A 22,949-nucleotide genomic window follows, 5' to 3' on the forward strand; every position below is an offset into this window, starting at 1 on the left:
TCCGACCCGATGGACAATTTACGCACCCCACGGCCCATTCGCGCAGGCATTCTCGTGCTACGCGAATTTGTCATATTTCGTGTCAGTTCAGTGCAGATAGTAGGTAGCCCAACGCTAACCGAAATGAGGCTGCACCGTGTTTCAACGTCTTCTGTGTTCGCTGTCCGTACTGAGCCTGTCCATCGCCGCCGCCCATGCTGCCGAGGCTGTACCGCTCGACACGCCGCGCCTGCAAGGCATCGACAACTTCCGCGACGTCGCCGGCATCACCACCGCGTACACCACGGCCCACGACGGCACGATGCGCGCCGGGGTGTTCTACCGTTCCAACGCGCTGACGCCGACCGCCGCCGATCTGGCGATTCTCAACGGCCTCGGCATCAAAGCCGTTTACGACTTGCGTACCCCCAGCGAAATCGCCGCCACCCCCGACACCATGATCAGCGGCGCGACCTACCAGAACATCGACATCATCGGCAGCACCACCTCCGGTTCGAATATCACCAACATCTCCTTCAAAAGCGCCGCCGACGCCATCGCCATGATGGAACAGACCAACCGCGCTTTCGTCAGTGACGCCGGCATGCGCGGCCAGTTCGGCAAACTGTTCAATGAACTCGCCGGCGTCGACGCCGCGCAACTGTTCCACTGCACCGCCGGCAAGGATCGCACCGGCTGGACCGCCGCCGTGTTTCAGAGCATCGCCGGGGTCGACAACGCGACCATCATGGCCAATTACCTCGCCACCAACGACTACACCGCCGCCCGCGTCGCCGCCACGCTCAAAGCGCTGCCGCCGAGCATGGCCGCGATCTACGAGCCGCTGCTCGGCGTGCAGGCCAGCTACCTGCAAGCCGGCCTCGACGAAGTCACCGCGCAATACGGCAGCATGGACAACTACCTCAAACAAGGCCTCGGCCTGTCGCAGGAAACCATCTATGTGCTGCGCGGCAAACTGGTCGAATACAACAGCCTGCCGGGTCAGGCCGGGCTGATCGGCAACGCCGCCGCCGGCGCCGAACTGCTCCGCCAATTGCAGAACACCAACCTGTCCGGCACCTACAGCGCCTACAACTACTACCTGCAATCGGCCATCGACGCCGGCACCCTCGGCGGTGTCGAATCCCAGGTCGGCGGCCAGGTACACGCCGACGCCGCCAGCTACCTGCTGCGGCAAAACGCGATGATCGAACAAGCCGCTGCACCATTCGCCAGCGGCACTGATCTCAAGGTCGGCCAATATCGCCTCTGGACCACCGCGCTCGCCGGCTACCTCGGCACCGACGGCTCGGCCCACGCCGAAAGCAGCAACGAACACAGCCAAGGCCTGATGGTCGGCATCACCCAACGCTTCAGCGAACAACTCAGTGCACGCGGCGGCTTCGGCTACAGCAAAGGCACGGTTGGCGGCGCGGGTGGCGAAGCCGACACCGACTTCACCTTCCTCAACGTCGGCGCCCGCTACGGCTTCACCAGCCTCGAACAAGGCCTGTTTCTCGACGCTAACGCCAGCGCCGGCTACATCGACTACGACAGCAAACGCGACCTCGGCGGCGGCCTCGGCACCGCGAAAGGCAACAGCCAGGGCAACCTCACCGGTGCCACTCTGGCCCTCGGCTACCGCGCCCCGGTCGACGGCATGACCTTCGAACCCAGCCTCGGTTTTCGCGTCAGCCACCTCGACCTCAACGGCTTCAAAGAGAAGGGCAGCGAACTCTCACTCGACGTCGACGACAACAGCGCCACCCGCCGCAGCGCCGTCGCCAACCTCAACGTAGGTTTCGCCCCGGTGACGATGGGCGCATGGCAACTGGTGCCGGGCGTACAAGTCGGTTACGAACGCACACTGGGCGACAACCAGGTCGACAGCCAAAGCCACCTGCTGGGCCTCGATATCGAACAACGCGCGGCGTTTGACAATCGCGACCAATTCACAGGTGGCGTCAACGTCATGGCCAGCCTCGGCGCCCTGAGCCTGGGCGCAGAAGTGGGCGCCAATGGCGGCGGCGACAGCCACGGCTTCAACGGCGGCCTCAAGGCCAGTTACGCGTTCTAAAAGAAGTGGCGTCAAGGATGACTCCATCCAACCAACGCCCCAAAACCCAATGTGGGAGCGAGCTTGCTCGCGAAAGCGCCAGACCAGTCAACATCAAACCGACTGACTCACCGCATTCGCGAGCAAGCCCGCTCCCACAAATTTGATTCCATCCAATAGCAGCCAATCAAAAGCCCCTCACTGTAGAGACCGGTACATCCTTTACAAATTAGACCGGGGACATCGTTTACACCTTTACAGGCTTGAAACGCGTTTGGCGCCTCTTTCAAGCCTGCCTAAACAGTGGCTGCAAAGGTACAGTTCCCAAGCGTCATCAGCCACTTCCTTCAACGCGATGTCCTCTCCAATTAGAGCCTCTCCTAGAAAAATCAGCTGTCCTTTCCATTTAATTTCCCCATTTGACCGAACCTTACGTACTTCAACATCGGAACCGTATTCAAGCGCAGGCAAGTAACCGGGATAAGCGCGTATCGACGGGCGATAGACAGATGCCGGCGGTTTCATGCCCAGCGCGGTGTGCGGTCGGTGGTGGTTGAAGTCTTGGATGAAATCCTGAAAAGCCAGCTGCTGGCGCACCAGGTTTTCCGCCGGTGGCACTGCTGCCTTTAGCGTTCGATGCATCCGTTCATGTCGACCATTTTGGTCGGGACGGCCAGGTGTAATCGTTTCGACATGGATTCCGAGCCTGATGAACCAAACCGATAACTTCGAAAGTCGCGCCAGACCTGTCGACGCAAAAGGAGCGCCATTATCAGTGCGGATCACATCCGGCAGCCCATATTCTCGAAAAGCCCACTCGAAGCCTTCCCGCGTCGGCGCTCCGTGCGTACTGGGCAAAGCGCGACAGACGAATAAAAAGCGGCTCATCTGATCGGTAATGGTCAGCGGATAGCACCAATTACCGTCCTGCATTTTGAACTGCCCTTTGTAATCAGCACACCAAGTCTGGTTGGGCGCGTCGACCGGACGCAAATGTGTTGGAGCACGGGGACGCGGGGGATAGGGCCGTCGCGCCACCACCAAACCAGCTTTCTTCAACCACTCCCCGGCGGTACTCGCCGCCGGCCATTGGATATGCGGATCGGAATCGCGCAGGCGACCAATGATCTGCTTGGGTCCCCGATCGGGATGTTCGTTTTTCTTGGCCAGCAACTTGGCGATGATTTCATCGGAAGTTTGGTGAGGGCAATTCAGCGGCTTACGCGACTGCTCTTTCAAGCCATCCACGCCCAACGCTGCATACCGTTCCAGCCACTTGTCGATGGTTGGACGACTGACGCCATACCGCCGGCTTAATTGGCTTTTGGTGTAGCTGCCGCTGAGCCAATCGCTAATTAACTTCACTCGTTGATCCATTGTGGACTCTTGTTTCCAGGGCATGGTCAGCACCTCCTGACCATGATTGATACCTGTAAACCATGTCCCCGGTCTCAAACGTAAAGGATGTACCCGGTCTTTACCCACCCTAACCCTCTCCCGAAGGGAGAGGGGACTGACCGAGGCGTCTTGCGTCATGCATCGACCTGAAAGATCGAGACGATTATGGATTCAAAGCAAGACTCTCAGGTCGGTGTAGATCTTCAATATCCCCGGCTCGGTTCCCTCTCCTTGGGGAGAGGGCTAGGGTGAGGGGAAAGCAGTTACCGCAAAATCAACTGGCCAACTCGGTCAAACGCCTCCGCGCCCACTCCTCGATCAACCGCGCCGGCGTGCCATCCCCACGCTTAGCGACCCATCGGCGCGGTGCGACGTTTAGCTAAATCTTCTCACCTTGCAAACCTGTTACCCAATCACCCCCGAGCCCGAAACTCCGCCGGACTCACCCCATAAGCCCCCTGAAAATACCGACAAAACCGCCCCACATTACTAAACCCGAACCGCAACGCCACCTCCGTCACCGACCCCGAACCCCGCTGTTTCAACACCTCATAAGCCCGCTCCAGCCGCACCTGCCGCTGATACGCCACAATCGACATCCCGACAAACCGCCGAAATCCCTCCTGCAACGCGCGCTGACTGACATGGCTCAAGCGCGCCAGATCCACGCCACTGACCAACTGCTCCGGATGCGCCTGAATAAACTCCACCGCCAACTTCACATGCCTCGGCGCAACCATCGCCGTCGGCCGCTGCAATGCCTCGGAAAAATTATGCGGCCACGCCTCCAGCACCGCATCAATCAACATCTCGCGCAACCGCGACGGCATCAACGTCCCGCTGTTGAGCAACAGATCAAACTCCGCCCCCGTCGCCAGATCAATCAACGCCCGAATCCCCTGAAACGCTGCAGTGTTCAGGTCCACGCTGGGTGCAAAAACGATCTTCTGCAGAATCGGTTTATCCAACAGCATCGACAACCGCTCGGTAAGCTGATGACGATTGATCGACATGCCGTGATGCGCATGATCATCAACAAAGCGCATCGAACGAATATCGGCCTTATCAACCGCCAGGCCCACATGCGTCACACCGATGGACTCGGTCGCGTGATTGAAAACAATCTTGCCCGCCGTGGGGATCACAAACGTGATCTCATCCTGCGGATCGGGAAACGAAACACTGAAATCGCCGTGGTAATGCATGCGCCGGAAACTGACGCCATCGTGCCGCCCGTAAACGCCGCCGATAATGATGTTCGACGGCAGCGGCGGGGAGTCGGAATAACGGTTGCCAAAGAATCGGGAGAACAACGCGCCGAAGTCATCGGAACGGAGATTGTCGGAGCGCAGGATGATTTGCTGGCGAACGGGAGTCGGAATCACCTTGGCGGCACCTTCGGTTGGGGGCTCTAGGACTGGGGTGTAGGGCAGGGCGCCGAGGAGATTAGCAGAGGCAATATGACGCGTTTGTGACAGTCAGAAACATGTCGTTACAGGGCCGCCCCACGTTTACGCAACGGACACTCGGCAGGCCATGGCCAACATGGCAACCTGCTCGCAACTGTACTCAGAAAAAAACCAAGGCATCGCGCCGAGCGCCCAGCCTTGTTTACCGAGACCTGAAAGCATTCAAGTCAATTGGAGCGGCAATGCAAGCCAACACGCAAACACTCCCCATCAGCCTGTCCCCCGAACTCGACTTCGACCAAAACGCCGCCAGCGCTTTCGGCGAATCGCTGACCAGCGAATACACCCAAGCCACGCCATTCCCGCACATCGTCATCGACAACTTCCTGCAAGCCGACGTCATCGCCAGCATCCGCGAACACTTCCCGGTCGAACCGACCAACAACGAACAAATCTACGAGCGCGGCTACAAAGGCCAACTCAAACGCCAGATCAGCCCCAACGCCTGCAGCCCGTACCTGAAGAACGTATTCAACACCTTCAACTCCGCACCCATGCTGGAATTCCTCGAAAAACTCACCGGCATTCAAGGGCTCATTCCCGATCCTTATTTCGCCGGCGGTGGCTTACACGAAACCAAAACCGGCGGCTTCCTCGGCGTGCACTCGGATTTTCGGCTGAACAAGAAGCTTAATGTTGAGCGGCGGCTGAACGTGATCATTTACCTGACCGAGGACTGGCAGGAGGCGTACGGCGGCAACCTGGAGCTTTGGGATGTGGGGATGAAGAAATGCCTGAAGAAGGTGCTGCCGGTTTATAACCGGTGTGTGATTTTTAATACGGACAAGGACAGTAACCATGGGCATCCGGAGCCGTTGACTACGCCGGAACACATCACTCGGCGGTCGATTGCGCTTTATTACTACACGGCGAGTGGGGTGGGCAGGGAGCCGGGGCAGAGGAATAAAACCCATTACAAGCCAAGGCCGAAGGATCGTTGGAGTGTGAAGTATTACTTGAATAAGTTGTTTAAGAATAAGGGGTGAGGAGGCTGCGTAATCAGGGTGGCGGCTGTTTTTTTTGGGGGCGTTGGGTACTTGGTGCTTGTTGTGCTTTCGGCCAGAAGCTGACGCTCGCGGATAACCGCTTTCGACTCAAGTGGACATACCTAATGACCACCATTCGCCGTGTTCAACCACCCGACAGGCCTGCATGATCAAGGCGCTGCTGGATAGAACTCACCATCATCACCCTGAACTCTCGCGTTCAAACTGCGAGCCATCTCTTCGAGTTTGGAGATCGCCTTGTCAGTCGGATTTTTTGTATACAGCTCACCAAGATCTGAGCGATACCAGAGCGGAAATGACTCTCCAGGTATGGAGACCATAAAGTCTTGTGGGCTATTGGCAACATCCCTGATGACCTCTGGGTCGGTTTTCAAATGTTCTTGCCATTCGTCGAAGGTGATTTTGGGACCGAAGTCGTCAGCCCAAAAATCCTTGCGACTGATATGTAGATCGTAACCGGCGACCGCAAAGGTGCTAACACCCATAAGAAGCACTGAAAGGAAATTACGCATATGTCCCTATTTGAGGATGTCTGTGGGATTTATGCTGACGTCCTGAGACTTTCCTTACAAGGGGAACCTGCTACAAAAGTCCGCTCTTGGCCGAAACCGGCCGTTTGTTCATGTTTTTTCAGGTTCATTTCGGTATGGCGGCAGCCTGACCGCCGCCATGGTTAGAGTACCGTTTACTCCACCGGCACAACGTTATCCAGCGCCCGATTCACCGCCAACTCCCCAAGCATTACCACCTGGGCAATGCCTTGCAGTGTCTTGCGCGCCGGTCCGTGAACCAGACCGATCACATCCCCAAGCATCACCGAAGCCGAGCCCAGCGACTCGCTGGCATTCACCAGCAATTCCTCAGTCTTGGTGTTCGGGTTGGCGATAAACATCTTGTTGGTTTGGTACGGGGTGAGCATGATTTCCGGGGCAGGGCCGAGGTAATGGGAGAGGGCGCGGTCGACGGCTTCGTTGAATTTCTTGGCGTCGGGGGATTCGTCGCCTGAGATTGGATCGGTTTCTGGTGGATTCGGCGTAATTTTGAACATAGATGAAACTCCTGGGAAACGATTAAGGAGCCATCACACTTCGCTACCAAACGAGGGGTGGCGGCCATGCACAGGTTGGTAGACCGGCCCAGGAGCCCGGCGCGTCCGAGGACGCCCTACGCATGGCCACCATAAAGCGGAGATCAAAAAAGCGATCTCTGCGAAAGGTGCGCAATGCGCCTGGGAAAGTCGGGCTACCAAACCCGATCACTGCTATTCAGTGACCGACCCACAATAGAACCCGCATCCAAGGCGCACAAGCCGGCGGATTCTGGCGTAGTCGTAGGCAACGGCGCAAGGCGTTGTAGGTTGGGATGACGTAACTTGGGGTGTCTTTAAACAGAGTCCAGGAATTGCTTCAACAGGGCAGTTCGAGCTGTTTTTGCGATGTGTTTGTAGACTAGAGGAGAGAGAGCCGTTTCGCGATTCATCGAAGCAAGTCCCGTCGCTAGAGGGGGATTTAATTCGCCAGTGAAACAAGTGTGTCAATCACATTAATCGGCACATAAATCAGCGTAATCCCCGCATACGCTTTCCGCGACCGAGCCAAAAACGCGCCAATCGGCAACGCAATCATGATCACATCCAGCAAACCCCAAAGCGCCACCGGCGATGCCTCAAACAGTGTGACATTGACGATCAGCCCCAGGCACAGATACGTGGACAGCGACAGCAATGCATAGCGCCCATCCTGTTCGAAATACACGCGCAACCCGTTCTGCTCATCCTCACTACGGCTCGGCAGCAACAACGCCGCCGTGACGAACAACGACAGTGTCAGCATCACCAACAGTAGAAATTCGAGAAACGAGAAGGTCTGTTTCACCGCCGACAGTGCGTTGACGGCCCACCAGAATTGCAGCTGCATGGTAAACAGCATCACCGCCCAGACCAGCGCCACCCAGTCTGGCTTGGCTACTCGGCGGATGCGGAACACCGTTAATGCGCCGAGCAGCAGGCGGGTGACGGAGAGCCCGAGGATCATTGAGAGGACGGTGGCGACGATTGGGAAGTTGCTCATCTTGCCTCTCGTGAACTCGTTTTTTACTGAAAGGTGCTTTGGGCGGACTAGGTGGGGCGGGTAGGACCGTCAAATGTGGCTGTGCGGTTGGGTTGGCAGAAAACGCCTGTAGAGCCTTGCTGCGCGGAGGTAATGGATTAGGATGCCCGCAGGCTGGAATGGATCTTCTCGACTAAGGATGTGTGGTTTATGGAATCTGCTTTTTCGCAAGTTGCCGAGCGTTTGCACAACCGCCGGTTTTCCGTGGCGAATAACGCTCAGGGCTTGTCCGATGCACGCACGGTGTTTCACTACTTCGTCGAAGGCGCGGCGGTTTGGGGGACTTATGCGGGTGAGCATATTCGCATGGGCAACCAGGTTGGGCGGGTGACCGGGCCGGATAGTATCGAGCTGCTTTATCAGTGCATCACCACGGATAGCGAGATTCGCGCGGGTTGGTCGCGGGGCGTGGTGGGGGTTGATGCGGCGGGGCGGACGACGTTGAGTTTTGTGTGGGGGTGGTTGTCGGGGGCCAGTGGAGGCGGGGAGTCGAGTTACGTTGAGGTATCCCCGGACTGTGTTTCGGCATAGATCCGGTCTCGTTTAACCCGCTGATTTGGGCGTAATTGCTTAAGCGCGAATACACATACGACGCCGCCGGCCAACTGACCGACATCAACGACAGCCGCCGCGGCCCGCTCGCCTATCGCTACGATCCGGTCGGTCGTCTGCTCAGCGCCGCGACGCGCCAAGGTGTGGAAACCTTCGCCTTCGACCCGGCCGGCAACTTGCTAGACGACAAGACAACAGAGATTCGCCGCCCACTGGACCTGACCCCACCGCGCAGCAAACTGGTCGACAACCTGCTGCGCGAATACGCCGGCACCCACTACGACTACGACGAACGCGGCAACCAGATTCAGCGCTGGCACAACGGCCAACGCAGCGACCTGCGCTGGGATCTGTTTGATCGATTGGTGCATTTCGAGGACCCGCGCCTGAGCGTGGATTTCGCCTACGACGCACTGGGACGCCGCCTGCACAAAAACTCTAGTGCGCACTACAAGCAGCGTCCGGAAGCAGGTTCCCTTTGGAACAAAAACGAGCACGCGCGCAAACAGCGCGAACTCGGCTGCGGCTTTACCTTGTACGGCTGGGACGGCGACACCCTCGCCTTTGAAAGCAGCCCGGCACAAAGCGATGGGGAACCGGGTCGCACGGTGCACTACGTCTTTGAACCGGGCACTTTTGTCCCCGTTGCACAGGCTGTACGGCATGCGCCAATCGATCTGATGGGACAACCGGATTACAGCGGTGAGTACAGCCTTGATGAGGATCCGTTGTGGAATCACAAGTCAACGGCATTACCGTTTGATGCGTTGGGCTGGTACCAGTGTGATCACTTGGGTACGCCGCAGGAACTGACCGATTCACAAGGCAACATGGCGTGGAACGCGCAGTACAAGGCGTGGGGACAGGTGACGGAACAGCGATCGGAGTGGGCGCAGCAGCACGGCGTTATGAACCCGATACGGTTTCAGGGGCAGTACCACGATCATGAGACCGGACTGCATTACAACCGGTATCGGTATTACGATCCGGGGGTTGGACGGTTTGTTAGTAAGGATCCGATCAGCTATGCAGGTGGATTGAATCTGTATAGCTATGCGCCAAACCCGATTGGATGGATGGATCCTCTTGGCTTGACACCTTGCCAAAAGAAAAAATGCGCTGCTCATCTTAGTGCGATATATCGTAAGTCGGAAGGAACAAAATCGGCAAATGGTGCCCGAGGATTACAAGAGCGTGTTGATCACTTACATGAAGATAAGTACGATCTTTATCGACTTGCGCCCAAGAATAAAATGGCAGTTGGGCCTCTGAGAGGCAAGGGTTCCTATGATGGCCATGTGCAGGCGGCGAAAGATCTCCAAATGAGTCTGCAGGGTGATATTAATAAATTCGACAGTGATGGGTGCGATAAGTACTATCGAGTGCCAACTCGCATACGTGAGATGGCTCATGCAAAGATTCCTACAGCTCCAGCGGGCCGATAAATGAATTTTGATCATATTATTTTTATTGCGAGCACCGACTGCTTTTCAGCAATGCTCTTAGGGGAGCGGTTTGCTGGTAATCTTGATGGCATAAAGAATATCGCCAGAGCGGCGACTCTGGAGTTAATGAATGGAGATGCTGACTATTACTACGATGCAGATTTTAGAGAGGAAAGAATAAATAAGACAAAAAACGATTTTGTCCAAAAGCTCTCAAAGCTTAGCGATTCAATTTCTGGAAGATTTGCTGAGCTTGACTCAATTGCTAGCCAGCGAGCACTAAGCCAGAGCGCCAATTCTATTCAACTTATAAAGAGTGTGTCTGCCAGAACATATTGGTTGAATACCGATGACTTCCAGATTGAAATTTCTGACGAATTAATCGAGGCAGTCATTCAGGCTCAGCTTATGGAAGTGCCTTTAGACACAGAAACAGATCTTGCTTGGGAAGAAATTCATGAGCGATGGGAGTATTCATCATCCGAGTGGGACAAATACATAAAAAATATTATGAAAGACGTTCCTGACGCGATCTGTGCGATATTTAACGATCTTTACAACTCGCCGCTTTCTTTAAGTTATCTGAATGTCTGGAGTGAAAAATTGTCAAGAAAACACTTTATGACTCTGATTAATGCCATTGAAGATGAAACTTTCTTGGAAATGGAAAAAATCGATAAGGGTTACGCAGAGCTGGTCAGGCCTACTATGAAACAGTTTTACGAATGAAGAGTTTTTAACGGGCAGATCAAGTTTTTTGACTGTTAGTCAAGCACAGTCTGCCTGCGGCTCCTCACCCGGAGTGTATGGACATGAACGAAATTTTTCACAAGATTGTCTTTGAGTTAACGCCTGGCGAGGATGGTTATCCTCCTGTATCCGCTGAGTCTATTTGGGGCATCTATGCCGGTGATGGTACCCATGTCTTAGACAATACTCCCTATTACGTTTATGGCGTGAGTAAGGGAGATTCCGTGCAGGTAAAGTCCAGTGGCGATGAGATGATAGCTGTGCGTGTCGCAAAACAGGGTGGCCATTCGACTGTCAGAGTTTTTGCCAGTGATACTGAAGAGAGAAGTAAAATAATCGCTCATCTTCATCAGTTGGGTGCCTCGTGCTCAGTTAGTCAGGAAATGTCGCTGTTTACAGTGGATATTCCCTCAGATTGTGATTTTTTCGCAATCGACAGATATTTGTCTGATATTGCTGATGGGGAAAATTCTGCATATGAGGATGCTTGTCTGCAGCACTCAGATATTGAGTCATCTCGTCTAGGGGAGTGCCTGTCATTGGCTTCTTTACCACTACTAGCTCATTGATTGAGTAAGCCCTAAGGGGGCATGGAGACAGGCCGTGAGCTGGAGTTTATTAATCGTAGTCTGTCCCTATTAATACTCTGGACTGCACAAATGCCCAAGTCCGGCTACCCGGGAACGGGCGAGTTAAGTCTGCCTAAACGAGGGGCGCTGCCGTAACGGAGAATTCATGTCCAAGACACGTGTAATCGGTACATCGACAGACGCTATTCAAGCGGCAGAAAAGGAACTCGGCCGAACACTGCCAAAATCCTTTTCGGATTGGCTTTTGGCAAATAACGGGAAGTCCTTGGGGGCGTTAACGATATTTCCTGTGCTTGACGCTCGTGACCCACGGAAGACGTGGGAGTCGATCGTTCACCACTTTAAAAAAGACTGGCAGGAGTGGTTGGAGAATTTTTCCGATACCTCCACCGATTTCTCGGCACTTCTACCGTTCGCCGAGTTTGGCACAGGCGACTATTACTGCTTCAACTATGCGGTAAATGGGCAAACCGGAGAGCCTGTCGTTGTGTTGTGGTCCCATGAAACGGGTGAGATTGATCAGGTAGCGGAAAGTTTTGCAGCGTTTCTTGCAATGCCGGGACGGCCGGGCTGATTGTTTCCGGACCACAAGTCAAAGGAGTGAAAAATGAAAGACGCGATTCGTCTGGGCGACTCCACCACCCACGGTGGCAAGGTGCTCGAAGCCTTCTCTCAGACCGACCTCAACGGCAAGCCGATTGCCGGTGTCGGTCACAAGGTCAGTTGCCCATTGTGCAAAGGCATATTCCCGATTGCCGAGGGCAGCAGCACCTACACCGTCGATGGCACGCCCATCGCCCTCGACGGCATGAAAACCGCCTGCGGTGCTGCGTTGATTGCGAGTGGGCCGAAAGGCGCCGTGATCAGCTAGGCATCAAACATTAAACATTCTGGATTCAATCAATACCCCCGCTGTAAACCTTAAAGGACTAAACATGAAATACACCGCTTTGATCTTCGCCATGACCGCAGCCCTGGGCACCGCCAGTCTCGCCCATGCGAAAGAGATGGATCCTGCAGCGCTGAAAAATGCCTACGACATGGGGCGCAACTCGGTTGGTTTGATCAACCACTGCGTCGACAAGGGATTCTTGAAAGCTGACAGTACTGAGAACGCCAAGAAGATGAGCGACTTTATTAAGGGCATGCCTGGGCCAGTGGACAAAAGTGACGGCGACAAAATCGAAGCTCAGGGACGCAAGGGTGAGATATTTATGAACGGTGAATACCAAAAGCTCGAGGGTAACCTGCCGCCGACGCTCAGTCTCAAGCAGTGGTGCGAACAGGCGGATCAAGGCATGCGTAATGGCTTGAAGCAAGTAGGTTTGTAAGTGAGTCCGACCTTGTGGCCAGGCTCGAAAAACGCTCGCTGATTGCGAGCGTTTTTTATTCCGCTGCAGGTGCTTGATGTAGTTCTATTGGCTCAGCCCCTTGGAATCCGCCAACCCGCCCTCATAACCATCGCTATACCCAACACCCCGAAGAGGAACGACACGCCATGACCACTCAAACCGAAACCGCCATCCTCGCCGGCGGCTGCTTCTGGGGCATGCAGGATCTGCTGCGGCGCTATCCCGGCGTGTTGCAGACTCGCGTCGGTTACAGCGGCGGCGACGTGCCGAACGCTACTTATCGCAACCATGGCGATCACGCCGAAGCTATCGAAATCACCTTCGATCCGGCGGTGATCAGCTATCGGCAGATCCTCGAGTTCTTCTTCCAGATCCACGACCCGAGCACAGCCAACCGGCAGGGCAATGACCTCGGGCGCAGCTATCGTTCGGCGATTTACTACTTCAGCGAAGCGCAACGCGACATTGCCGAAGACACCGCGGCCGACGTCGAGGCCTCAAAACTGTGGCCGGGCCCGGTGGTGACCGAAATCGAACCGGCGGGGCCGTTCTGGGAAGCGGAGCCGGAGCATCAGGATTACCTTGAGCGTATTCCGAATGGCTACACCTGCCATTTCATTCGGCCGAACTGGAAGCTGCCGAAGCGCGCGTGAGAGGTGCACGCCGCTCATTCAGCGCCACTTCAGTGGTTGCGAGGCTGAATGAGTTTCCGACTTCGCGGGCAAGCCCGCGAAGAGGCGAGCGCTCATGGCGCCGTTTTAGCCCTGCGCTTGATCCTTCAAATCATCCAGCGCATCGATGATTGCCTCATCGCTGTCGGCCATTGCATCTCGCATATCTTTAGCGAGGGTGCTCTGGACGGCCATGAATTTTTCGGCCAGATCGCGGCCCTTTTTCGAACTCAGGATGATCGTCATCGCCTGCTCGGGATGCTGGTTGGCGCGAGTCAGCAGGTCAAGCTCCTCGTTGTTGAAGTGATTGGCATAGATTTCCACGACCATGCCCTTCAGGTCGTCAGGATCGATATTCTCTCGCACGACGTTGCGAATTTGCTCGCGTTCGAGCATCGGGTAGCGGGAGGCATAACCGCTGGACGCGGTCTCGACCATGCTGGTGTATTGCTTGGTCATGCCACTGGACTCGACGAACGCCTGCGCCTTGTCCTTGTTACCCCCACAACCCGCCAGCGCCGCTGCGGCCAATACAGCCAGCATAGTTTTTTTCATGCTCATGAGCATTTTTCCTTGAATGATCTGTAAGTGCAGAGAGCGCCACAAGTGTCCCTTTCTCTCACTCCAAACACCGTTTAGGGGGCATGCGGATTTCCCCGGACGGGTCAGCACTATTGGCCCCCTCGGCACTGCGCGCAGGCTCTTTACGACCGCTCCATTCGACAGGATAAGGTCCGCTCGGTGCCAGCAGCGCCTGCATTCGGCTCATGAAATCAGTGTCACTTCGGGCGTAGAAGATCCACTCCCGACGGTGTTCTCCAGTGACCGTGCACACCCACTTCGCAAGCCCGTCATCCGCAGCGGCCGAGAGTAAAAGGGCCTCCATCTCATTCATGCGTACAAGATCACGAGGTCGCGGCAGGAGTTTCCTGGAGGTGTAATTCCAGCGGACTCTCATCTTGAACGGTAGCGCCTGCTGCTCCGTCGCGGAAATTGAGCGAGCAGTCCGGTAACTCATGGGGCTGGGGGTGTCCGGATAGTCGGACGCCTGAAAGGTGTCCTCGCCCGGCTTGGCGAGGCGCGTTTGTGTGTAGAGATCAGGGGCATCGCCCAGAATGGCTTTGAGTGCAGCATCACTTGCGTCCTTACGGTCAGCCACGCAGTCATCGTAAGCGGCACTGTGGCTTGGGCCTTCATCCAGGCAGGGGGCGCGTTCGATCGGTGGCGGGGGATGGGAACAGCCCGTGTTAAGCAGAGCTGTCGATGCCAGCAGCAAAAACAGCGGCCAAGCGCGATTCAGGGTGTTTCGATTGTCGGGTTTAACGTCATTCACAACGTGCCTTCCTTGGGAGGGGTGAGAGCTGGTTTGGAGTGGAAGTGATCGAACAGTGTCGCCATTAATGCCGACTGACCTGCTTGAGCCAGTTCCAGAAGGGGTCGTTCGATTCGCTCACATCCATGCACTCTGTACCGCGGACCAGATCCGCTGCTCGCGCCGGTATGCTCAGCCCGAGCGTTCGCTCGACGTGGCCTCGCAACAGAAGAGGCGGAGGAGGGTAATCGTCTTCGGCGTATTCTTCTTCGCGTACTTGATCCGGTGTCAGTTGAAACTGCTCCGGCCAGCAGAGCTCGTCGTAACCGATAGCCAGCAGCCTCAACAAGTCTTCAATCGTGTCGGTCAGGACGCAAAGCATCGTTGACCCGGACCCTGATCCCAGATGGACGAATCGCTGTTGCCCGATGTCGTCCAGCCACAGCCCGGCCCGCGAGCCGTCCCCACCGGTTCTGAGGAACAGGGTCAGGCGCTGGTTTACGTCAGGATCATCGCTATTAGTCCAGCGGGCGGTGTCGGCAGGTACTGGCAGGTAAAAAGCGGTTGTCGCCACATCGCTGTGTGCCGGGTCCGGATGCAGCGTCATATAGCGCGTGCCATCGCGGTGACTGCGCACGCAGCCATGTTCTTCCAACAACTCAAGTGCTTGGCGAAGGCGTGCGGGCAGCGGATTGCCCGCAGGAAAAGCGGCCGCCATTTCATCGGTGAAGTTCATTCATTTCCTGACTCGGCGGGCATTGGAGAGGGTTGGGTTCCGGTGACCTCGGCGGTCTCGTCCAGAACCCAAGGTCCCGGTGTATGTTCAATCATGCTTTACCAAACCCCAGAAAAGAACGCAGTTTATGGCCCCACTTGCGCTCATAGAACGGCGTGGTCTCCCTGAGAAAGTAATCACTCAGACCCGCTTCACCTTGGGACACCCGGCACAAATCAACCGGCTCGCCCTGTGGCGCGGTATCCCCGGCAACATTGCCCGCCTCACGCATAACCCGCTCAATATCGCCGTCCGCCTCAATGCCCACGATCAAGTGCGGTTTTTCGTCCACCGAGGTGTCATGCATCAATGCCAGAAATCCGCGCTTCACATTGGAATGTTTGGCGAGCAGTTGGGTGAGCGAGTGGACCATTTGTGACGGGTATTCGGCAGGCTGGCCGAGCAGCACGTTGGTTTCTTTCTCGACCGTGCGTTGCGTGGCGGTCTGGCCAACAGCATCGGCGAGCAAATTTTGCACCTCTTGCGGGAAAAACTCTTTGCCGTACGGCGACTTCGGATTCAGGCAGAGCAGGGCGCCGAGTGTGATTTCGAACAACGATCGGGCGGGTATCTCGAGGTAGGACTGCTCGCTGTCGATGGACTGTTGCAGTGTTTGCAGTGACGAGAAAAACGGGATGACCGGGGTGCCGTCCGGTTTTTGCCAATGGGCGATGCTGATGTTGCTGCCGGCTTGGAGATTGACGTGACCGTCGGCATCTCCGGCGGTGCCGAGAATGTAAACGTTTGAGTTCAACAGTGTGTTGAAAAACTCGGGGCGATGTGCCGGTTCGTCGGCGGCCCGTTTGAGGCTTTTTTCCAGCAGGTTTTCTGGTTGGGTATCCATGGTGTTCATCCGTGACTCGTTCTGAAACAGGACATAGAACAGGTACATCGACGCGTGTTCGGCTGACGCCTACGCGGGCAAACCTGTTGCCACAGGTTTGCGTATAGATCACAAAATTCGGGTGCAGCGCAAATCACTGTGGGAGCTTGCCTGCTAGCGATGGTGGTGGGTCAGTCAGCTTCTTCGCAACAGACACACCGCCATCGCCAGCAGGCTGGCTCCCACAGGATTAGGTATCAGAGCAGACTCCACGACACCCCGACATAAACCCCCATCCCTTCACCCGGAGTAGACCGCGCCGCATCCAGTCCCTTGTCGTCATACCCCGGCGTGACCGTTGCCGCGTAGTGTTTGTTGGTCAAATTGCGCATATCCACCCACGTCTGCCAGTCACCCTTCGGCGCGTTGTAACCCAGCGTCGCACCGAACAGTGCGTAAGGATCGGCGTAATAGCTGTTGGCGTAATCCACTGCCACCTTCGACACCAATTGCGTATTCACCGCCGCAAAGAACCCCTGCGGCCAGTCGTAACGCAACTCACCCTGGTAGTAATGCATCGGCAGGCCGGGGAGGCGGTTGTCGCCGAAACGATCATCATCGCGATAGTGGAAATCACTGAAGGTATACGCCTGACGCAAACTCAACTGACGGCCATCGGCCGCCGACCACAGTTTGCTGTTCAGGCTCGCCTCAACGCCTTGGTGCACGGTCGGGCTGGCGTTCAACTCATAAGGTGTAACGGCGTTGGCATCCGGCAACACCGACAACAATTCATGCCGCACTTGCGCGTAGTACCACGCCAGACTCCATTCGCCGACGGCGCTGTCGCCACGGCCACCCAGCTCCAGTGTGGTCGCGGTCTGGTTTTGCAGTTTGATCGGGTCTTTTTGCGTGCCCGTCGCCGGGCCGTTGCCGGGCGCAAAGCGAACGTTGGAGCTGTAGATCAGCGACCACGGATGCGGCGCTTCAACCGATCGGCTGAGGTTGCCGAATACTTGCAGATCCGGGGTGATCTGGTAACGCAGGCCGAGGCGTGGCGCGTAATCCCAGTCGTTCATGCTGGTTTTGCCGCCGCTTTGCGGGTAGGTCACGGCGCTTTCGCGGCGGGTGTAGATGGCGGCGAGGCCGGTGGTCAGCCACAGGTCGTCGGCGATTTCCAGGTCGTTGCCAAAATGCAGAACGGTGTCGGAACCCTGATAGGTGAAGTTACGCATGCGCGTGCCCGGCACGTAGCTTGCGGTGTTGCCGGTGGGGATGCGCACGAACTCGCTGGCGCCGTCGTTGGGCAGGTGTTTGGTCACGCGCAGGCCGACGTTGCTGCGGCTTTCCATGCCGAAAATCGTGTCGCGGCGCTTGTAGTCGAAGGTGCCGCTGACGTCGGTGTAGGCGACTTTCAAGCGGTTCGGGCCTTCGCGCAGGTCCATCGGGTAGTCGTGGTAAACGAGACCGGTCTGAATGCTTGAATCGTCGTCGATGTAATAGGTGGTCTTGTTGCCGATGAACGTGCTGCCCGGCTGCTTGCGGCTGTCATCGCGTGCCACATAGGACGGATTGGCCGCGCGAGGCGAGTGCTCGATGGAGTGCTTGGTCACGCGGCCGGCGAGGTCGTTGTCGGTCTCGCGGTAACGGATATAGAAACGGGTTTCCAGGTTCGGGTTGAAGCGATAGCCGAAATTGGCGATCACGCCTTTGCTCTCGCTGTCGGTGTGATCCTGATAGCCGTCGGCGTTGGAATCAGTCAGCGACACGTAGTAATCGAAATCGCCGAGCACTTGTCCAGAACTGACCTGGCGCTGCTGATAGCCGTGGCTGCCGGTGGCATAACGCACTTGCAGTTTCGGCGCGTTGTAGCCGGTGTGGCTGACGTAATCGATGGCGCCGCCCAGTGCCAGCGAACCGCGATCAAAGCCGTTGGCGCCGCGCAGTACTTCAACGTGATCGACCCACAGCGGTTCGAGCAATTCATACGGCGTGCCGCCCGGGCCAGTCAGAGGCAGGCCGTCGAGCATCGTGTACAGCCCCGACGCATGGGCGCCCGGCGCGCGGTTAATGCCCGAGCCACGCACCGAGATCTTCACGCCTTCGTTGCCCGCCGACTGCGCATAAACGCCCGGCTGATAGGCCAGCACATCCTGATTGCTCGCGACGCGGCCCTGCAACGGCTGACGCATGTCGACCACGTTGGTGCCGCCGGGGACCTGTTCAAGACGGGTTTTGGCCTCTTCAATGCTCGCGTCTGAGCCGCTTTGCTCGTCAGCCGAAATCAGCACTTGCCCCAGTTCCAGACCTTGAGTCTCGGCCATTGCCGGGCCGGCGAGAGCCAGACCGAGCAGGGCGGCGGGCAGGGATTTGGACGCGGGCATCGAGAAAACTCCAGGCAGACAAGGGCAGGGCAATGAACAGTGCGACGCAACAAAGAACGAAGGAAACACATGGCAATTTTGCTTTTTGCCCGGCAATGGCAAACAGCACGGCATGAACTAACCTCACGTGTCTGGTGTATCCCGTCAATCAACAGTCTGTTTCTGCATTTATTGGAGAGGGCCAAGGTCATGGCAAAAGGCAAAAAGAAGGCCGCCACAGCGCCTGAAAGTCTGAAGCTGAAAAACAAGGATTACCTCGACCATTTGCGCAAACTGCATGTCGAACTGGTCAAGTTGCAGGACTGGGTGATCGCCAAGGGCGTCAAGGTCTGCATCGTTTTTGAAGGGCGCGATGGCGCCGGCAAGGGCGGCACGATCAAGGCGTTGACCGAGCGCGTCAGCACGCGTGTCTTTCGCGTGGTGGCGTTGCCGGCACCGACCGATCGCGAGAAAAGCCAGATGCATGTGCAGCGTTATCTGCCTTATCTACCGGCAGCGGGCGAAATAGTGATCTTCGATCGCAGCTGGTACAACCGCGCCGGTGTCGAGCGGGTGATGGGCTTCTGCACCGACGAGCAGGCTGACAAATTTCTCAAATCGATTCCCTTGGTTGAACACGCCATCGTCCAGTCCGGAGTGATCCTGCTCAAGTACTGGCTGGAAGTCAGCCCCGAAGAGCAGACCCGCCGGCTCGAAGCGCGAATCAACGATGGTCGCAAGACCTGGAAACTGACACCCATGGACTTGAAGTCCTACAGCCGCTGGTACGACTACTCACGGGCTCGGGATGAAATGTTTAAACACTCCGACACCGAACACGCGCCGTGGCTGGTGGCCGACTCCAACGACAAGCGCCGCGCACGGCTGAACATCATCACCGATGTGCTCAGCCGCATTCCGTATGAGGATGTGAAACGCGAGAAAATCGAGCTGCCCAAACGGCAGAAACCGGGCAAGTACCGGGATCCGGATTATCCATACCGGCGCGTGGCCGAGAAGTTCTGACAAACTGCCCCAATCCCTGTAGGAGTGAGCCTGCTCGCGATAGCGGTGTTTCAGCCAACACATCCGCCACAGACAATCCGCTATCGCGAGCTGGCTCACTCCTACAGGGTTCGGTGGTGTATCCAAAGCAAACAGTCCATCCGTCGACTGCGCTGAACCACTGCGCTGACCTTTCTTTCTACCGGGGAAGTCCCTCACGAGATCATTCCCGATGTTCGATCAGCGCAAACAAGAAAAACTGGCGGCATGGCGAAAGCTGGCGACGCAATCGCAGATGCGTCTGGACCCGGAAGAGCAGTACGACGAACTGCTCAAGGCAGCCGATGAAATGGAGGAGCAGGGACTGATCACCAGCGCCGAGTGGCGGCAACTGGTGCGGGATGCGGGCAATGTGTTCATCGGGGATACGGGGCGATCAAACGGTTGAACCCGGCGCAAACGGCTACAGCGATGGATCCGCCCTGTAGCCGTTCAGGTCACTCGACCTGTCTTCGCTTTCAACTGTGCACCTCTGGAATCCTGCAGCAACCGCGCAAACGCTGCTTTGTCGATCGGCCGGCTCATAAAGTAACCCTGCACCTCATTGCATTGATCGACCCCGAGAATATCCAGCTGTTCTTCAGTTTCGACCCCTTCGGCAGTCACGGTCAGGCCCATGGCCTTGCCCAGGCCGATGATCGCCTGCACCACCGCGCGATCGTTAGTGCCGCTGCTGATCGAGGCGATAAAGCGCTTGTCGATCTTGATCCCGTCAAAAGGGTAAGCGCGCAGGTAACCGAGCGATGAGTAACCGGTGCCGAAGTCGTCCATGTTCAGGCGCACACCCAATTCCTTCAGGGCATTCATGGTGGTCAGCGCGCAGTCGGTGTCGTTGAGCATCACGTTCTCGGTGATCTCCAGTTCCAGGCGACTGGCCGGGAAACGGGTCTGTACCAGCACTTCGCGAACATCCTCGACCACATCGCTGAGGGCAAATTGCGCCGGCGACAGATTGACCGACAGCAGGATGTCTTCCGGCCAGCCGAGCGCGGTTTCGCAGGCTTCGCGCAATACCCAGCGACCCAGCGGAACGATCAGATCGGTTTGCTCCGCCAACGGAATGAACAGGTCAGGGCCGAGCAGGCCCTTGGTCGGATGTTGCCAGCGCACCAGCGCTTCGACCGAAACGATGTGCTTGCCATCGATCTTGTAGCGCGGCTGATAGTGCAGGATGAATTCGTTGTGCTTGAGCGCGTGGCGCAGGTCATCCTCAAGTTGTCGGCGGGTCTGGATCTGATCGCTCATGTGCGCTTCGAAATAGCACCAGGTGTTCTTGCCCTCGGATTTGGCCTGATACAGGGCAATGTCGGCGTAACGGATCAGGTCGCTGGGCACATAACTGTGGCGCCGGCTGAGCGCGATGCCGATGCTGGCGCCGATGTGCAGCGGATGCTGCTCGAAGACCACCGGTTGATGCAGGCTGGCGATCAGGCGGGTGCAGAACTTGTCGATTTCGTGGTGACTGTCCATGCCATTAAGCACCACGATGAATTCGTCGCCGCCCAGACGCGCGACGATGTCCAGTTCGCGAGTGCATTCACGCAGGCGTACGGCGACTTCCTGCAGCACGGCATCACCGGCCGGATGGCCGAGCGAATCGTTGATCGGTTTGAAGTTGTCGAGGTCGATCATCAGCAGCGACAGCGGCGGCGCGTGCTCCTTGAGCAGCAGCGCTTCATCCAGATAACGCGCGAGTTTGTTGCGATTGGGCAGGCCGGTGAGGGCGTCGTGCATCGACAGATGCTGGATTTGCGCATGGGCTGCCACTTCGTCGGTGATGTCGCTGGCGGTGCCGCGATAGCCGATGACCGCGTGCTTGTCGAAGATCGGCCGGGCGGAGAGCCGGCAGTGGCGTTGCTGGCCGGCGTGGTCACGGTAGGTGCAACGCAAGTCACTGGCGCTGTCTTGCTCGGTGAGATTCCTCAGCCACAGTTCCAGAGGCGTGGTGTCGCAAAACAGAAGTTGACCGATGTCTTGCCCCAGCCAGAGGGTTTGCGGGTAACCGGTCACTGCGCTGAAGCGTGCCGAAAGGTAGGTCAGTGCCAGGGTGCGGTCGACTTCCCAGATCCAGTCCGACGCGGCTTCGGCCACCGCGCGAAAGCGTTCTTCGCTGGCTTCCAGTTCGCGGTTGGCGTTCTCCAGAGCGTGATTGGAAGTTTGCATGACAGCAAAACTCTGATCGACGTACTGCGATGACCGCAACGCGTGGCGGAAGAAGTACGCGGTCAGCAGCATTAGCACCACTATCGTCGCGCCGAGTGGTGGCAACAGTGACCACAATAAATGTTGCCCGGGCCGCTCCAGATCGGCGATCAGGCTGTAACCGGTGTTGTCCAGTGGCACCCGAGGGCGCTGCGGGTCGATGGTCTCGTCCGGCGCCAGGGTCAGGTTGTTCAAGCCGTAACCGCTACCGATCAGACGCAATTTGGTCGGCGTAAGTTTGTCGACGAACACGAGCACCGAAGTTTTCTGCGGGTCGCCGAGTGGTCGCTCATCGTTGGGAATAATCGCTGCCGCCGAGACCAGCGCCGGCCAGCCTTCGAACAGTGAATAGCGGCTGACCGGCTTGGTCAGATCACCTTGGCCCAACGCTTGATCGAGTAACTCCGTGGCGCTCACCTGCACGAACGCGGACAACTCGGCAGCGACCATTTGCCCGCGCACCACCGCGTAACGGGTGCCTTCACGGTTGAGCACGAACACGCCGTCATAACCGTCGGTGGTGAACAGGGTCTTGCCGAGGTTCTGCTCGGTGTAGGCCCAGTCGGTGTCGACCTGACCGCTCAAATGCTCGTAGGCCGTGGTCCAGTAGGCGTAGCTGGTGATGTAGTTTTTCGAGGCGGTGATGCGGTTTTCCAGCGCGCGAGCGGAATAGAAGCGGGTTTTGTTGATCTCGTCGTTGTCGAGGCGTTCGGCAATGCCGAGCAAGGCCACGGCGGCAGCAATCACGCCACTGACAAACAGCGCACCGACCGCGAAGGCCAGGCGGCGGGTGACGGCGCTCTGGCGCGGTGGAAGCGGGGCTGCAAAGCTGGAAAGGTCCATGTGCTCGTCCTTGATCCGCTGTCTTCTGAATCTAGAACCACGGCGCGGGCGCAATGTTCAGATTCTTCTGGGGGACTGCATTGAAAGCGTAGTGAAACCCGCGTGATTTGCCTCCCCAAGTGCAGCGCGCCGATCAGCGGCCAATCCCGAAAGGGCAAGACTTCCCGCGCAAAAACCGGATAATGGCGG

Annotated in this window: 22 protein-coding genes and 1 pseudogene; 12 read left to right on the plus strand and 11 right to left on the minus strand. The window is 57.1% G+C overall.

Annotated features, from left to right (window positions below; all coding sequences use genetic code 11):
- Positions 1–136 precede the first annotated feature (136 nt).
- Positions 137–2,056 (plus strand): tyrosine-protein phosphatase, encoded by a 1,920-nt coding sequence (locus tag AB4N74_RS07800; protein ID WP_460099188.1) that lies wholly within the window; start codon positions 137–139, stop codon positions 2,054–2,056.
- Between the two features lie 234 nt (positions 2,057–2,290).
- On the opposite strand, the gene AB4N74_RS07805 is transcribed toward AB4N74_RS07800, so the two are convergent.
- Positions 2,291–3,436, minus strand: a complete 1,146-nt coding sequence (locus AB4N74_RS07805; protein WP_460099191.1) for an integrase core domain-containing protein — start codon at positions 3,434–3,436, stop codon at positions 2,291–2,293.
- Between the two features lie 410 nt (positions 3,437–3,846).
- Positions 3,847–4,818, minus strand: coding sequence for an AraC family transcriptional regulator (locus AB4N74_RS07810; RefSeq protein ID WP_460099193.1), 972 nt, complete (start codon positions 4,816–4,818; stop codon positions 3,847–3,849).
- A 266-nt stretch (positions 4,819–5,084) separates the two neighbouring features.
- On the opposite strand from AB4N74_RS07810, the gene AB4N74_RS07815 reads away from it, so the two are divergent.
- A complete protein-coding gene (locus tag AB4N74_RS07815; protein ID WP_460099196.1) occupies positions 5,085–5,888 on the plus strand; it encodes a 2OG-Fe(II) oxygenase in 804 nt (267 codons plus the stop codon).
- 170 nt (positions 5,889–6,058) lie between these two features.
- On the opposite strand, the gene AB4N74_RS07820 is transcribed toward AB4N74_RS07815, so the two are convergent.
- The 3 genes from AB4N74_RS07820 to AB4N74_RS07830 form a co-directional block, all read right to left on the minus strand.
- Positions 6,059–6,421 carry a hypothetical protein gene (locus tag AB4N74_RS07820; protein ID WP_141129236.1) on the minus strand — a complete coding sequence of 121 codons (363 nt, stop codon included), beginning with the start codon at positions 6,419–6,421 and terminating at the stop codon, positions 6,059–6,061.
- Positions 6,422–6,594: 173 nt separating this feature from the next.
- The gene (locus AB4N74_RS07825; protein ID WP_257354764.1) at positions 6,595–6,957 is read right to left on the minus strand and encodes a DUF6124 family protein; all 363 of its coding nucleotides are present in this window, start codon (positions 6,955–6,957) and stop codon (positions 6,595–6,597) included.
- Between the two features lie 460 nt (positions 6,958–7,417).
- A complete protein-coding gene (locus AB4N74_RS07830) occupies positions 7,418–7,978 on the minus strand; it encodes a hypothetical protein (RefSeq protein ID WP_257354765.1) in 561 nt (186 codons plus the stop codon).
- A gap of 189 nt (positions 7,979–8,167) precedes the next feature.
- Between AB4N74_RS07830 and AB4N74_RS07835 the strand changes: the two genes are divergently transcribed.
- The 8 genes and pseudogenes from AB4N74_RS07835 (at position 8,168) to msrA (ending at position 13,359) form a co-directional block, all read left to right on the plus strand.
- Positions 8,168–8,548 carry a hypothetical protein gene (locus tag AB4N74_RS07835; protein ID WP_460099201.1) on the plus strand — a complete coding sequence of 127 codons (381 nt, stop codon included), beginning with the start codon at positions 8,168–8,170 and terminating at the stop codon, positions 8,546–8,548.
- 35 nt (positions 8,549–8,583) lie between these two features.
- Positions 8,584–9,669 (plus strand): annotated as a pseudogene (locus AB4N74_RS07840) (RHS repeat-associated core domain-containing protein); the annotation flags it as partial.
- A 345-nt stretch (positions 9,670–10,014) separates the two neighbouring features.
- A complete protein-coding gene (locus tag AB4N74_RS07845) occupies positions 10,015–10,743 on the plus strand; it encodes a hypothetical protein (RefSeq protein ID WP_460099204.1) in 729 nt (242 codons plus the stop codon).
- Positions 10,744–10,826: 83 nt separating this feature from the next.
- Positions 10,827–11,333 carry a DUF4265 domain-containing protein gene (locus tag AB4N74_RS07850; protein ID WP_460099206.1) on the plus strand — a complete coding sequence of 169 codons (507 nt, stop codon included), beginning with the start codon at positions 10,827–10,829 and terminating at the stop codon, positions 11,331–11,333.
- Between the two features lie 166 nt (positions 11,334–11,499).
- Positions 11,500–11,928, plus strand: a complete 429-nt coding sequence (locus AB4N74_RS07855) for an SMI1/KNR4 family protein (protein ID WP_427120801.1) — start codon at positions 11,500–11,502, stop codon at positions 11,926–11,928.
- Positions 11,929–11,961: 33 nt separating this feature from the next.
- On the plus strand, positions 11,962–12,225 hold the full coding sequence (locus AB4N74_RS07860) for a PAAR domain-containing protein (protein ID WP_077572604.1): 264 nt from the start codon (positions 11,962–11,964) through the stop codon (positions 12,223–12,225).
- Between the two features lie 64 nt (positions 12,226–12,289).
- Positions 12,290–12,685, plus strand: coding sequence for a hypothetical protein (locus AB4N74_RS07865; RefSeq protein WP_460099211.1), 396 nt, complete (start codon positions 12,290–12,292; stop codon positions 12,683–12,685).
- 167 nt (positions 12,686–12,852) lie between these two features.
- Positions 12,853–13,359 (plus strand): peptide-methionine (S)-S-oxide reductase MsrA, encoded by a 507-nt coding sequence (gene msrA / locus AB4N74_RS07870; RefSeq protein WP_320414385.1) that lies wholly within the window; start codon positions 12,853–12,855, stop codon positions 13,357–13,359.
- A 105-nt stretch (positions 13,360–13,464) separates the two neighbouring features.
- On the opposite strand, the gene AB4N74_RS07875 is transcribed toward msrA, so the two are convergent.
- The 5 genes from AB4N74_RS07875 to AB4N74_RS07895 all read right to left on the minus strand — a co-directional run bounded on the left by AB4N74_RS07875 (position 13,465) and on the right by AB4N74_RS07895 (position 18,671).
- A complete protein-coding gene (locus AB4N74_RS07875; protein WP_320414386.1) occupies positions 13,465–13,938 on the minus strand; it encodes a DUF2059 domain-containing protein in 474 nt (157 codons plus the stop codon).
- 58 nt (positions 13,939–13,996) lie between these two features.
- Positions 13,997–14,710, minus strand: coding sequence for a DUF695 domain-containing protein (locus tag AB4N74_RS07880; protein ID WP_460099215.1), 714 nt, complete (start codon positions 14,708–14,710; stop codon positions 13,997–13,999).
- 64 nt (positions 14,711–14,774) lie between these two features.
- The gene (locus AB4N74_RS07885) at positions 14,775–15,425 is read right to left on the minus strand and encodes a hypothetical protein (RefSeq protein ID WP_460099218.1); all 651 of its coding nucleotides are present in this window, start codon (positions 15,423–15,425) and stop codon (positions 14,775–14,777) included.
- Between the two features lie 91 nt (positions 15,426–15,516).
- Positions 15,517–16,308: an enhanced serine sensitivity protein SseB gene (sseB, locus tag AB4N74_RS07890; RefSeq protein WP_460099221.1), complete on the minus strand. Its 792-nt coding sequence runs from the start codon at positions 16,306–16,308 to the stop codon at positions 15,517–15,519.
- 236 nt (positions 16,309–16,544) lie between these two features.
- Positions 16,545–18,671, minus strand: coding sequence for a TonB-dependent receptor family protein (locus tag AB4N74_RS07895; protein ID WP_460099224.1), 2,127 nt, complete (start codon positions 18,669–18,671; stop codon positions 16,545–16,547).
- Positions 18,672–18,860: 189 nt separating this feature from the next.
- Between AB4N74_RS07895 and ppk2 the strand changes: the two genes are divergently transcribed.
- A complete protein-coding gene (gene ppk2 / locus AB4N74_RS07900) occupies positions 18,861–19,676 on the plus strand; it encodes a polyphosphate kinase 2 (protein WP_257354778.1) in 816 nt (271 codons plus the stop codon).
- A gap of 211 nt (positions 19,677–19,887) precedes the next feature.
- Positions 19,888–20,103, plus strand: coding sequence for a hypothetical protein (locus AB4N74_RS07905; RefSeq protein WP_093433233.1), 216 nt, complete (start codon positions 19,888–19,890; stop codon positions 20,101–20,103).
- A 44-nt stretch (positions 20,104–20,147) separates the two neighbouring features.
- On the opposite strand, the gene AB4N74_RS07910 is transcribed toward AB4N74_RS07905, so the two are convergent.
- A complete protein-coding gene (locus AB4N74_RS07910; RefSeq protein WP_460099231.1) occupies positions 20,148–22,760 on the minus strand; it encodes a bifunctional diguanylate cyclase/phosphodiesterase in 2,613 nt (870 codons plus the stop codon).
- Positions 22,761–22,949: the final 189 nt, after the last annotated feature.

The sequence above is a fragment of the Pseudomonas sp. H3_C08 genome, from assembly GCF_054669455.1.